Source organism: Streptomyces sp. NPDC046876 (genome assembly GCF_040645035.1).
In the GTDB taxonomy this organism is placed as follows: Bacteria; Actinomycetota; Actinomycetes; order Streptomycetales; family Streptomycetaceae; genus Streptomyces.
Window position 1 is genome coordinate 1 of sequence record NZ_JBEYXK010000061.1, and the last position, 12,599, is coordinate 12,599.

The following is a 12,599-nucleotide window of genomic DNA, read 5'->3' on the forward strand; positions in this document are numbered from 1 at the left end:
GGGGGCGGAAGTCGGTCGCGGCGACGCGCGCCTTGCGGCCGACCCGGGCGTACTGGCGCCGGACCTGCGCCATGAGGCGGCGGCTGCGCAGGGCCATTTCGAGCTCGAAGCGCGTGCGGGGGTCGCGCAGGCCGGGGCCGAAGAGCTTCTCGAGCTGCCGCATGCGGTAGCGCACGGTCTGCGGGTGCACGCTGAGCGCCTTGGCGGCCTCGGGGGCGCCGCCGCCCTCCAGCCAGGCCAGCAGGGTCACCTCGAGCCGCTCGCTCTGGCGCGGCGTCAGGTTTGCCAGGGGTCGCAGCCAGCGGGCGGCCAGTGCGTGGGCGAGGGGCTCGTCCTGGAGCAGGAGGAGGGTGGAGAGGTGGTCGTCGACGAAGAGGGGGCGCCCGTCGAGGCCCGGGCGGTTCGGGGTCAGGGCCAGCAGCCGCAGGGCCCAGCGCAGGGAGTGGGCGGTCTCGCCGGGGGCGACGGGGTGGCCCACGGCGGCGAACCGGCCGCGCAGCAGGGCCTCCAGTGAAGTACGGGTGTCCGGGGTGTCCGGGCTCGGGACCAGCAGGCAGGGCTGACCGCCGACCATGCCGGCGAGTCCGTCGTCCAGGACGGCCGCGAGCTGCTGGGTCTCGCCGGGGGTGGCCAGGGCGATGGCGCGCACCTCGGCGGGCAGCGGCCAGCCGGCCGCCCGGGCCAGCTCCGAGAGGGCGATTTCAGCCATGGGCATGTCACATGTCAGGGCGGAGAAGAGCTCCCGCCGGGCCCGCTCGGACGCGCTGCCCGGCCCGTCGGACGGGACCACCGTCAGCGGCGGCGCGGCGCGCCTGCGGTGCGAGGCCTGGCGGGGTATGGGTATGGGGATCCGGCCGGAGCGCGCCACCAGGGCGCTCAACTCCTCGGCCGCGAGCGCGTCGTCGTCCGCGTCCGGATCTCCTTCCCCTCCTTCCCCGTGCCCGTCGTCGCGCTCGTCGCCGCGCCCGTCCTCGTCGGCGTCCGCGGCGAGGTCGATCCCGAGGCCGAGGGCGCCACCCTGCTCGGGGCCGTCGTCCTCGGCGTCGTCGTCACGGCTGCCGGCCCGCCGGTCCTGAAGGCGCGGTGCCGGCTCCCGGTATCCGAGTGCCGTCAGCAGGGCTGCCTCGACCCGCTGTCTGACGACCTCGTCGTCGAGCTCATCGGCCAGGGCGGCGAAGCCGGGGATCCCGTCCCTCAGCTCCTCCACCATCCCTGCGGCCAGCGCGGGCAGTTCCCTGCGCACGACCCGGGTCCATTCGCCGCGGGGGCGGGCCCAGATACGGTTCAGCAGTTCGCACATTGTTACCTCGTTCATGCCGGGGTACGGCCTGCCCCGTGAGGGGAACAGGCCTGTCGAGCCGCCCCCCTTTTTCCCTTTGGCGCCAGTGCCGACGGGGGAGTTGGGCACCTCGTACACCCTCCAGGAGAGTGTCGACCACTTGCGGTCCCGCGGCTTTGCCTCGATTTTGCCGACGGGGAGGTGTGGCGGCGGACAAGGCGTCACCCCCGGTCGCCACCGCACCGTTGGAAGGGAATCTTCCGCGGACGTTCGGTGTGACGATGCCATGCACACGAGAACTTGTCACGATTCGATAAATCCTGTGGAGGCGTTGCGAAGCTCCACGATGCTTCTGCACTCCGGCCCCCGCTCCCGGTCGGCGAGGCACCCATCTCCCGCCCGCCGCGGAGCAGTTCCGTCGACACCCCGGGCGCCGAGAGCGCGGTGGAGTGCCTCGGGCCCGGGCGTATGGGAGAACCCGATGCCCCTGTCCCAGACCCGTGCTTCCCGCTCTCACCGGGCCCGCCGCACCAGACGCCACGCCGGCGTGGCCGCGGCCGCGGCTGCCGGCCGGCGGGCCGTGCGCAGGCCGCCGCTGCTGTCCCCCGCCGGGGGCCTGCACCCGGCGGCCCTGGTTGTCGCCGCCCTCGCCGCCCTGCTCGCCCTCGGGGTCGCGGCCCGGGTGGGCGCCCTGACCCACCTGTGGGACTTCCTCGACTTCGGCGCGGGCGTCCTCTCGCTCGTCTCCCTCACCTCCGCGGTCCTGTGGGGCCTCGCGGCCACCGACCGGGTCCTGCTCACCTCCGGCCACCGGCTCGTCGCCCAGGGCGTGCACCGGGGGCTCGCGGTCGCCGGGCTCGGCTTCCTCGCCCTGCACATCTGGATCAAGATCGCCGAGTCGCACACCGACGTCCTCTCCGTCCTCATCCCCTTCACCGACCGCAACCAGCCCGTACTGATCGGCCTCGGCAGCCTGGCCGGCTACTTCTTCGTCTCCGTCGCGGTGTCGGGCGCGGTCCGCAGCGCGTTCGCCACCAAGGGGCGCTCCCTGTGGTGGCGCGCCCTGCACGTGGGCGCGTACCCGGCCTGGGGGGCGTCCCTGGTGCACGGCCTCAAGTCCGGCCGTTCGGCCAGCGGTTGGGTGACCGTCGCGTACGCCCTGTGCCTGGCCGGGGTCGCGGCCGTCCTCGTCGTCCGCCTGCGGGCCAGGCTGCGCGCCGAGGCCGCCCTCCCCGCCGCGCAGCAGCCGTCCCCGCCGCGGGCGGCCGGGCAGGCCGCGCGGCCGCGGTCGGGGGGCCGGTTCGTCCGGCGGCCCGCGGAGTGGGCCGCCGAGCGGCTGACCGCCCGGCTGGCCCGGCAGACCGGAGCGGCCACCGCGTCCGCCGGCACCGGAAGGCGCCAGGCCGGCCCGCCCGCCGGCCCGGTCGGCGACCCGGTCGGCGCGTCCGCCGCCGCCGGCCGCGCGACCGCGGCGAGCGCGCGGGCGGCGGCTCCGCCGCGGCCGGTGCTGACGCCCGTGCCCGAGCGCCCGCCGTACGGCGCCGGATCCGCCTTCGTCACCAGCCGGCTCGACATGTCCACCGAACGGCCCGGCAGCCGGCCGCTGGGCGGGGCGCGGGGGCGGCAGTGACCGGTGTGACCAACCCGGCCCTCGGCTGCGTGGGCCAGCCCCGGGTGCTGGCCGGGCTCGACGTCCTCCCGCGCCTGGACCGGGTCGACCATCTGACCGTGCACGGGGAGGTGCCCCCGTACCGGCCGGACGACCTGGTCGCCCTCGCCGAGGGCATCGACCTGCGCGGCCGGGGCGGAGCGGGCTTCCCCTTCGCCCGCAAGCTCAAGGCCGTCATGCGGTCCGCCCGCGCGCGCGACGGGCGGACCGCCGTCGTGGTCAACGGCAGCGAGGGCGAGCCCAGTTGCCTGAAGGACACCGCGGTCCTGCTGCACGCCCCGCACCTCGTCCTCGACGGGGCCCTGCTGGCCGCCTCCGCGGTCGGCGCCGAGCAGGTCGTCCTCGGCGTGACCCGGGACGACGTGGAGCAGTCCGTACGCGCCGCCATCGCCGAACGCGGCGCGGACGCCGACCGGGTCCGCGTCGCCCTGCTCCCCGAGCGGTTCGTCACCGGCGAGGGCACCTCCCTCATCAACGGCATCGAGGGCGGGCCCGCGCTCCCCTCCGGCCAGAAGGTGCGCACCAGCGACCGGGGGCTCGGCGGCGTGCCGACCCTGCTGTCCAACACCGAGACCTACGCCCAGCTCGCCATCGCGGCCCGCATGGGCACGGCCGGCTACTGCACGGCCGGCCTCGCGACCGAGCCGGGCACCGTCCTGCTCACGGTCGGCGGCTCGACCGTCGTGGAGGTGCCGACCGGGACCTCACTGGAGTACGTCCTGGAGCTGTGCGGATCCGGCCCCGGCCAGGGCGTCCTCGTGGGCGGCTACCACGGCCGCTGGCTCACCGCGGCCGCGGCGCGCACGGTGACCCTCTCCCGGCAGTCCCTGGCCACCGTCAACGCGGTCCTCGGCGCCGGAGCGGTGCTCCCCCTGCCGGAGGACACCTGCCCGGCCGGCGAAGTGGCCCGGGTGGCCCGCTGGATGGCGGACGAATCCGCCGGCCAGTGCGGCCCCTGCGTCAGGGGGCTGCCCTCGCTGGCCTCCGCCGTGGAGGACCTGGTCGGCGGGGGAGGGCGGGCCGCCTGGGAAGCCGTCGACGCACGCATGCGTGCGGTGCGCGGCCGCGGCGCGTGCAGCCATCCCGACGGCACGTCGTCGTTCGTCGCCTCCGCGCTCGCCGTCTTCCCCGACGAGCTGCGCGACCACGCCCTCGGCAGCGGCTGCGGACGCCGCGTGCTCGGGGCGCTGCCGCTGCCCGAGGACGAGAACCCCGAACGGCTCGTCGTGGACTGGACGCTGTGCAAGGGCCACGGGCTGTGCGTGGACCTGCTCCCGGACGTCGTCCGGCTCGACGCCGACGGCTACCCCGCCCAGGCCGTCATGCCCGTACCCGGACGGCTGCGTCCCAAGGCGCTGCGCGCGATCCGCCGCTGTCCGGCACTCGCGCTGCGCATCCAGGAATGAGCCCGCGGTAATCGCCGGCCGACGACCGGAGTTCAAGGGTTAGCGTCATTTGATAAATCCGCCTCCCTTTCAATTCCGTGACCCCCGCAGGGTTTATGAATAAACCTGCAAGCGAAAACCCCCGGGATCAGCCCGAAGGAGTGACCGTGAACAAGATGCGCCGCGTGACAACTGCCGGATCGGTGGCCGCCGTTCTGCTGCTGGCGGCCGGCTGCAGCGGCGGTGACGACGCCGCCTCCCGCAACGGGAACGCCGTACAGCCGGCGGGCGCCGGAAAGGCCCTCTCGGACGCATACGGGTCGGGTTCGGGATCGGGTTACGGGGCCGGCGGCTACGGGGGCAACCCCGGCGACCTCAGCGGCACCGGCGCCGGCTCCGGCTCGGGCGCCGACCCCTCGGCGGGCTCCGGCAAGGCCGCGGCCGCGGGCCGGCTGGCCGTGCGGGAGATAGCGGGCGTGGGCAGCGTCGTCACCGACAGCGGCGGATCCACCCTCTACCGCTTCGACAAGGACACCGCCCAGCCCCCCAAGTCGAGTTGCGAGGGCGACTGCGCCACCGCCTGGCCGCCGGTGCCCGCCGACGACGCGTCGGCCTCCGCCGGCATCGAGGCGGGCCTCCTCGGCGCGGTCACCCGCTCCGACGGCAGCAAGCAGCTGACGCTGGGCGGCTGGCCCGTGTACCGGTACGCCAAGGACCTCACGGCGGGGGAGGCGAAGGGCGAAGGCGTGGGCGGCACCTGGCACGCCCTCGCCCCGGACGGCAAGAAGGCCGTCGACCAGAAACAGAAGGGGGGCGGCCACGCCGGAATGGGAACGGGAATGGGAATGGGCGGCCAGGACATGAAGGCCGGCGCCGAGCTGTCCGTGGCGTCCGACGAGAAACTCGGAAAAATCCTCGTCGACGGCCAGTGGCGCACCCTCTACCGCTTCGACAAGGACAGCGCATGGCCCATGAAATTGGGCTGCCTCGGCGCCTGCCTGGACACCTGGAAGCCCGCGGCCGCGATCGACAAGACGAAGGTGACGGGAATCAAGCCGGAACTGATCGGCTCGGTGAAGCGGCCCGACGGCAGCGAGCAGCTGACGATCGACTGCTGGCCCGTCTACACCTTCACCGGCGACACCGAGCCCGGCCAGACCAACGGCCACAACAAGCAGGGCCTGTGGTTCGCCGTCACCGACACCGGCAAGAAGGTCCCCCCGACGGCGGGCTGACCCCGGCAGCCGCGCCCCTCGCCATCCGACCCACTTCACCCCTGTGAGGCAGCCGTGCCCGTGCTCCCCACCTCCCGCCACCTCGCCGCCGGTGCCGTACTGCCCGTGCTGCTCCTGGCCGGCGGCTGCGCCGGCCACGGCGCGGCCGCCCCGCACGGCCCCGCCCCGGCTGCGTCCCCGGCCGGGGCGGCGGCCCGCCCCGCCCCGCTCGAGGAGATCGCCGCAGCCCTCGGCTGCACCCCCGAGGTCACCGTCGACGCGGACGAGGTGCGGGAGGGGGCGTGCGGGACGGGCCCGGAGTCGTACCGCATGGCCACCTTCACCACCGAGGCCGGTCGCGCGGCCTGGCTGACGGAGGCCCGGATGTACGGCGGCACCTACCTCGTGGGCCCCACCTGGGTGATCACGGCCGCCACCGCCGAAGCCCTGGCCCCGGCCCACACCCGCCTCGGCGGCACCCTCGAATCCGGCACCGACCACGGCTCCCCGGGCCACACCGGCCACAGCGACCAGACCCCCGCAGCCCAGGACCCCTCCGCGCACCCCGCCCACTGACGCCCGCTTCCCCGGCTGGCCGGAGGAGGTCGCCACCTCCTCGGGCCGGTCGCGCACGGCACACCCGCCACGGCGGTGACGCCGACCTCCGTCGTCGTCCTCGACCACGAGCGGCTCGGCGACCCGGCGGGCCGGACCGGCCGCCGGGCCCGCGACGCCCTGCGCGAACTGCTGCAGCCGTGGGACGCCTGAGGTGTTGCCCCGCCGGTGGTGCGGCCTCAGCCCGGGACGGCCCGGGCCCAGTTCCGGTTGACGGTCTCCCTCGCCTTTTCCAGCTGTGCCTCCGTCGGGAACGTCGGTGTGCCCTCGACCGTGGGCAGGTTCTCCGCGGCCGCCCGGTCGAGGGTGCCGTCCTTCGCCATGGCGTCCATGAGCACGGGGCGTGCGTAGGCACCGAGCCGGATGTTCTGGCCCTCCGGGCTGAAGACGTACTCCTGCCACAGGCGTGCCGCCGCGGGGTGGGGGGCGTTCTTGTTCACCCCGTTGGCGTAGTACTGGGCGAAGCTGCCGTCGAAGGGGATGGCCGTGCGCCAGTCGACGTCCGCGCCCTTCTTGCGGAATTCGTCGGCGTACCCGAGGTTGAGGAAGTCCCAGTCGATGCTGATCGGGGTCCGGCCTTCCTCGATCGTGGAGGGGGTGGATTCGACCGGGATGAAGTTGCCGTTCTTGCGGAGCTCGGCGAAGAAGTCGATGCCGGGCTGGATGTCGTCGAAGGATCCCCCGTTCGCCAGGGCCGCCGCGTACACGCCGGCGAAGGCGGAGCCGGACTTGGTCGGGTCGCCGTTGAGCGCGACCTTGCCCTTGTACTCGGGCTTGCGCAGATCGGCGAAGGTCGCGGGGCAGGTGGTGACGCGCTTGGCGTCACAGCCGATCGAGACGTAGCCGCCGTAGTTGTTGTACCAGCGGGCCCGCGCGTCTTTCTGGTCCTCGGGAATCGAGTCGTACGCCGCGACCTCGTACGGAGCGAGCAGGCCCTGCCGGGCCGCGGCCCGGGCGAACGAGTCCCCCACGTCGATCACGTCGGGGGCGCTGCCTGCGCCCCTGTGCTCCTTCAGGGCGTCGATCTCGTCCTGGCTGGTGCCTTCCGGGGTCTCCACCGTGACCTTGATCCCGTACTTCTTCTCGAAGCCGTCGATCAGTGCGCCGTAATTGGCCCAGTCGCGCGGGAGCGCGATCGTGTTCAGCGATCCTTCCTTCTTCGCCGCTGCGGTCAGGGCTGCCATACCGCCGGCGTCCGCGGCGGAGGTGGCCACCGCCGGTGCTCTGGGCGCGGCGGTCGGCCTGCTCCCGCAGGCGCCGAGGGGGGCCGCCGCGAGGGCCAGGCAGAGGGCCACGACAGCTGTCCGCAGGCGAGGTGCAGGCACGAAGGCTCCATGGCGGGCGGTCGTGTACCGGTCGAGACCAGCGTACGTACGTTCAGCGGCCTCGGCAGGCGTACCGGCCGGTGGCGTACGCAGCCCTGCCCGCAGGTGCAGCAGCTGCCGCAGCGCCGCCGGCGCGTTCTCGGAGTCTCAGAGCGGCTCGTCGTCCCACCCGGCCAAGAGTGCCTCGCCCGGAACCGCCACGGGCGGTGCGGCGCCGTCGTGGAGCGCCTGCTCACTCCAGATGATCTTCCCGCGAGGGGGGTACCGGGTGCCCCAGCGCTGGGCGAACTGCGCGACGAGGAACAGGCCGCGGCCGCCCTCGTCGGTGACCGCCGCCCGGCGCAGGTGCGGGGAGGTGCTGGACCCGTCGGCGACCTCGCAGATCAGGCTGCGGTCGTACAGCAGCCTCACCCGGATGGGCTCGGTCCCGTAGCGGATGGCGTTGGTGATCAGCTCGCTGAGGATGAGCTCCGAGGTGAACGCGATGTCCTCCAGGCCCCAGTCCGCCAGCTTGCGGGCGCAGGCGTTGCGCACGCGCGACACCGCCGCGGGGTCGGGGGGCACGTCCCACTCGGCGATCCGCGCGCGGTCCAGCCGGCGGGTGCGGGCCACCAGCAGCGCGACGTCGTCGCTGGGCCTGGCGGGCAGCAGGGCGTCGATCACCGCGGCGCAGGTTTCCTCGGGGCTGCGGGCGGGCCCGGTCAGGGCGGCGCGCAGCGCTGCCAGACCCGCGTCCGGATCGCGGTCGCGGCCCTCGATCAGCCCGTCGGTGAAGAGCGCCAGCAGGGAGCCCTCGGGCAGGCTCAGCTCCGCGGTCTCCATCGGCAGGCCGGCGCCCAGACCCAGTGGCGGGGAGACCGGCACGGCGGGGAAGGACACGATGCCGTCGGGGTCGACCAGAGCAGGGCCCGGATGACCGGCCGTGGCGGCCGTCACCTGCCCGGAGACGGGGTCGTAGATCGCGCACAGGCAGGTGGCTCCGGTGACCCCCTGCCACGCCTGCTCGTCGGCGTCGATGTGGGCGACCAGCTCGTCCAGGTGGCTCAGCAGCTCGTCCGGAGGCAGGTCGAGGGTGGAGAAGTTGTACACGGCGGTCCGCAGGCGGCCCATGGTGGCGGCGGCGTGCAGACCGTGGCCCACGACGTCGCCGACCACCAGCGCCACCCGGGCGCCGGGCAGCGGGATGACGTCGAACCAGTCACCGCCCACACCGGCCTGGGCGGGCAGATAGCGGTGCGCGACCTCGACGGCGGACTGCTCCGGTACGCCCTGGGGCAGCAGGCTGCGCTGCAGGGCGTCGGCCACGGTGTGCTCGCGGGTGTAGCGGCGGGCATTGTCGACGGCCACCGCCGCCCGAGCGGTCAGCTCCTCGGCGAAGGACGCGTCCTCCTGGTCGAACGGCGGGGAGTCCTGCACGCGCCAGTAGCCGGCCATCCCCAGCACGACCCCCCGGGCCCGCAGGGGCACGGCGATCATGGAGTGGATGCCCCGGTCCAGGATCCGCAGGGCGTTGGCCGGGTCCTGGCTCCGCCAGCCTTGGGTGGCGCGCAGGTCCGCCTCCAGGACCGCATGGCCGCCGACCAGGCCGGCGGCCATGGGGCTGGCGGGAACGAACCGGATGAGTTTGCCGACGGGGTAGAGCGGGTGGTCGCCCTGAAGGCCGACGGCGGCGGCGCGGCGCATCTCGGTGTTCATTTCGGGCGGCTCCTCGCCGCGCAGCACCGGGTCCAGCAGGTCGACCGTGACGACGTCGGCGAACCGCGGGACCGCCACCTCCGCCAGTTCCTCCGCAGTACGCGCCACGTCCAGCGTCGTACCCACCCGCACCCCCGCGTCGTAGAGCAACTGCAGCCGCTCGCGGGCCACCTCGGCCCTGCCGGACAGCGCCCGCAGCTCGGTGGTGTCCCGCAGGGTGACGACGGTCCCGTCCGGTCCGTAAGGGGCGGTGGGCCGGATGTTCACCGCCAGGAGCCGGTCGGCTGCCATGTGCACCTCGTCGGTCGCCGAACGGCCCGATGCGATCCGCGCGGCGATCCCCTCCTCGAGACCGAGGTCCGTGACGGGGAGCCCCTCCGCGGACGCCGGCAGGTCCAGCAGCCGACGCGCTTCGTCATTGGCCAGCAGCAGCCGTCCGCCGTCGCCGACGATCAGCACACCCTCCCGCACCGCGTGCAGGACCGCGTCGTGATGCTCGTACATCCTCGTCATCTCGGCCGGCCCCAGACCGTGCGTCCGACGCAGCAGCCGACGGCTCACCAGAGCGGTACCGCCTGCGGACAGGGCGAGCACCGCGGCCGCGGTCCCGAGGACGACCGGCAGCTGCCTGTTCACCATGCCCTGGACGTTCTGGACCGTGACCGGGGAGGAGACGACGGCGATGACGCGGCCGCCGGCGTCCTTGACGGGCACCACCGAGACCACGGCCTCCCCCAGGGACCCCTTGAACTCCTCGGTGAAGGACTTGCCGGCCGCCGCCTTCGAGAAGGGCCCGACGACGTGCTTCCCGATCTGCCGCTTGTCGCTGTGGGTGACGGTGACCCCGTCGAGCGTGTACACGTTGATGCCGTCGACCCCGGCGATCTTCCGGGCCGCCTCGGCGCTCGGCTGGAGCAGAGCGCTGGGATGGGGGCTGCGCAGGGCGGCGACGATGCCCGGAGACTCCGCGAACGTTCCGGCAGCGGCGAGCGTACGGTGCCGGGCGTCCAGCATGGCGGCGCTGCGGCCCTGCACCACGAGCACCACGACCGCCGCGGCCACGAGGAGGACCACGACGGCCAGCTGCAGGAGGAAGACCTCGCCGGCCACGCTGCGCACGCTCAGCAGGGAGGACAGACGCTGCGGCCGCCGCGCCCCTCCCCCGGGGGGCCGGGCCTGCTCCCGACGCTCCCCGCGGTGTCCCGAGCCGCGGGGCCCATGGGGAGCGGACGAACCCATGGCCGAATCGAGCAGCCGGCGCCGGAGGAGTCCGAGGTAGTTGCTCACCCGTCCATTTTCTGACTTCCCCGGGCCGTCGGCAGCGGACAGCCACTCACCGGCCCCACCTCACGACCACGGCGCCCACCGTGTCGCAGGCCGGCAGCCTTCCCGGAGAGCGTCAGGGCACCGCTCCCCGGGTCCGTCTCGGCCCGCTCGACCGCGAAGCCGCCGATGAGGACCGCCGACCACTGATCGCCTACGGCCATCGATCAAGACCTCGGATCTACTCGCCCAAGGGCTGTCCCGTCAACGATCTCCGAGTCGCCGCGGGAGCCGGCCGCCGATGACCAGAGCCGTTTCTCGTTGGACGACGGCCGCCGACTGCCTCTGTCTTGGCAGACCTTTGGCCCCGACGGAGAGGGTCCTGGTCGGCTGCGGCCGTGGCCCAGGCAGGCGGCGGGCCCGTGGTTGCGGCGTCAGAGACCGTGCTCGTCGAGAGTGGCAATCAACTTCCGCTTGCGCTTCTGGTCGGTGCGCAGGGCGGCCAGGTAGGTGGCGAACTCGGCTTCGGAACCCAGAGCGCGATGACAGGCGCGGGCACTGAGCAGCAGCTCCGCGAGGCGTTCGTACGTGGTGGCGCCGGTCTGCTTGCGCAGCGGCTCGATCCAGCGGAGGTAGACGGACAGGGCGTCGGCCGGTTGCGGATCGCGGATCCGGTCGGCCAGGGCGAGCCACTGCCGTTGGTCGGCGTAGCCGTCGGTGGCCGCCTGCCAGGCAGCCTGGAGGTCGTTGTCGTCCATGAGTGCGTCGACCCACGCGGAGGCGTTGTACCCGCGGCCATTCTCGGGTTGGGCGACAGCCCGCAGTACCTGCAGCGCGTCCGCGCGTTCGGAGCCCTCCCAGGTTCCGGCAGCGCGGGCCGCCGTACGCAGATGCCGGTAGGCGGCCAGCGATGGACGGGCGCGGAGCAGGTTCCGGCGGACCGCGACCACGTCGGCCAGGCGGTCGGCCCGTTCATAGCGCTCGCAGAGGAAGGCGACCAGATCGTCGTCGGGCCCCCATTCCGAGACGGTCTCCTGAAGGCCGCGTTCCGCCCACTCCAGGGCCTCGCCCGTACGGCCCGCCGCTTCGAGCTCCCTGGCGATCACCAGGTGTGTGTGGCCGTTCGCGGCGAGGTCCGCCGCGTGGACCTCCACCAGCGCGTCCACGCTTTCGCCGTCGGCTTTCAGGAGCCGCTCCATGAGGTGCTTCTCCGCCCAGCCCTTCGGGTTGGCCCGCCAGGCGGCCACCACCAGGGTGCGGGCCTGGGCCAGGCCGGCGTCACCGAGCACCTCCCGATAGTCGAAGAGATCGATGTCGGCAGCGTCGTTCACCTCGTCCAGCAGGCACCGCACAAGCCATTCGGCGGTCTCCACCGGGTCGGGTCGGGCAGCGCGGCAAGCCTCCAGATGAGCTTCGGCCAGCCCCCTGGCGACCTCCCCGATGAGGCCGTCCGAGTCGTCGATCTCGCCGTACGTGCGGCCCAGAGCCTGGAGAGCCTCGCGGGCTACCTCCATCGCGTCCGCGGACCGGCCGCTCACCGTCAGTGCTCGGAGTGCGGTGACGGCCTCTGCCGCCTGCTGGCCGTAAGCGTGGGCGTCGGCGTACTCGACGTACCCGTAGCGGGCGAATGCGCGGGTGTCGAGAAGGCTCAGAATGCGCTCCCGGACGATGCCGGTGTCCTCGCCGGCGGTGGCCGCACGCAACTCCAGGCGGCGCTGCAGGTCACGGTCGCCGACGAGTTGCTCCCGTACCAGGGCAAGGAGCTCCTCCCGAGTGCGGGACTCCAGCCAGGCGTTGAGCAACCGGGTCCGCGAGGCGGCGGCCGACCGCAGTTGCGGTACGGACCCGGCCTGCCTCAGGACGGTCAGGCCGACCGCCACGCAGTGCTTGCAGAAGTTGCCGTCCTGGCCGTACGGGCAGTCGCACCAGCCGGTGAGCCCGCTGTCCTCGTCCTCGGTCAGCTGCACCTCGTAGGCGTCGGTTCCGTCGACGGTGGCGGAGATCGCTTCGTCTCCGATCTCCAGCCGTGAGACTGCCGACAGATAGCCGAGCCCCCGCTCGAAGGAGCGTGCCCCTGCCAGTTGGTGCAGGTCTTTCTCGGTGAAACCCAGAGCATGTGTCACGGCATTCATTCAATCGGACGGGAAACCCTCA

The 12,599-nt window shown here is 73.6% G+C and carries 8 protein-coding genes; 4 read left to right on the forward strand and 4 right to left on the reverse strand.

Features of this window, described 5'->3' with window-relative positions; translation table 11 throughout:
• A partial coding sequence (locus ABZ924_RS26115; protein ID WP_361914444.1) for a helix-turn-helix domain-containing protein occupies positions 1 to 1,300 on the reverse strand: 1,300 nt, incomplete at its 3' end.
• 460 nt (positions 1,301 to 1,760) lie between these two features.
• Here ABZ924_RS26115 and ABZ924_RS26120 point away from each other — a divergent pair.
• The 4 genes from ABZ924_RS26120 to ABZ924_RS26135 all read left to right on the forward strand — a co-directional run bounded on the left by ABZ924_RS26120 (position 1,761) and on the right by ABZ924_RS26135 (position 6,123).
• On the forward strand, positions 1,761 to 2,909 hold the full coding sequence (locus ABZ924_RS26120) for a hypothetical protein (protein WP_361914446.1): 1,149 nt from the start codon (positions 1,761 to 1,763) through the stop codon (positions 2,907 to 2,909).
• Complete coding sequence (locus tag ABZ924_RS26125; RefSeq protein WP_361914449.1) at positions 2,906 to 4,354, forward strand: NADH-ubiquinone oxidoreductase-F iron-sulfur binding region domain-containing protein; 1,449 nt, start codon at positions 2,906 to 2,908, stop codon at positions 4,352 to 4,354. Before ABZ924_RS26120 ends, ABZ924_RS26125 begins: the two co-directional genes overlap by 4 nt.
• A 155-nt stretch (positions 4,355 to 4,509) precedes the next feature.
• Complete coding sequence (locus ABZ924_RS26130) at positions 4,510 to 5,568, forward strand: SCO0930 family lipoprotein (protein ID WP_361914537.1); 1,059 nt, start codon at positions 4,510 to 4,512, stop codon at positions 5,566 to 5,568.
• Positions 5,569 to 5,622: 54 nt separating this feature from the next.
• Entirely contained in the window at positions 5,623 to 6,123 is a 501-nt protein-coding gene (locus tag ABZ924_RS26135; protein ID WP_361914452.1) for a hypothetical protein, read from the forward strand.
• Positions 6,124 to 6,341: 218 nt separating this feature from the next.
• On the opposite strand, the gene ABZ924_RS26140 is transcribed toward ABZ924_RS26135, so the two are convergent.
• The 3 genes from ABZ924_RS26140 to ABZ924_RS26150 all read right to left on the reverse strand — a co-directional run bounded on the left by ABZ924_RS26140 (position 6,342) and on the right by ABZ924_RS26150 (position 12,568).
• Positions 6,342 to 7,487, reverse strand: a complete 1,146-nt coding sequence (locus ABZ924_RS26140) for an extracellular solute-binding protein (RefSeq protein WP_361914455.1) — start codon at positions 7,485 to 7,487, stop codon at positions 6,342 to 6,344.
• Positions 7,488 to 7,634: 147 nt separating this feature from the next.
• Positions 7,635 to 10,301 carry a SpoIIE family protein phosphatase gene (locus tag ABZ924_RS26145; protein WP_361914458.1) on the reverse strand — a complete coding sequence of 889 codons (2,667 nt, stop codon included), beginning with the start codon at positions 10,299 to 10,301 and terminating at the stop codon, positions 7,635 to 7,637.
• A gap of 578 nt (positions 10,302 to 10,879) precedes the next feature.
• A complete protein-coding gene (locus tag ABZ924_RS26150; RefSeq protein ID WP_361914461.1) occupies positions 10,880 to 12,568 on the reverse strand; it encodes an SWIM zinc finger family protein in 1,689 nt (562 codons plus the stop codon).
• Positions 12,569 to 12,599 lie beyond the last annotated feature (31 nt).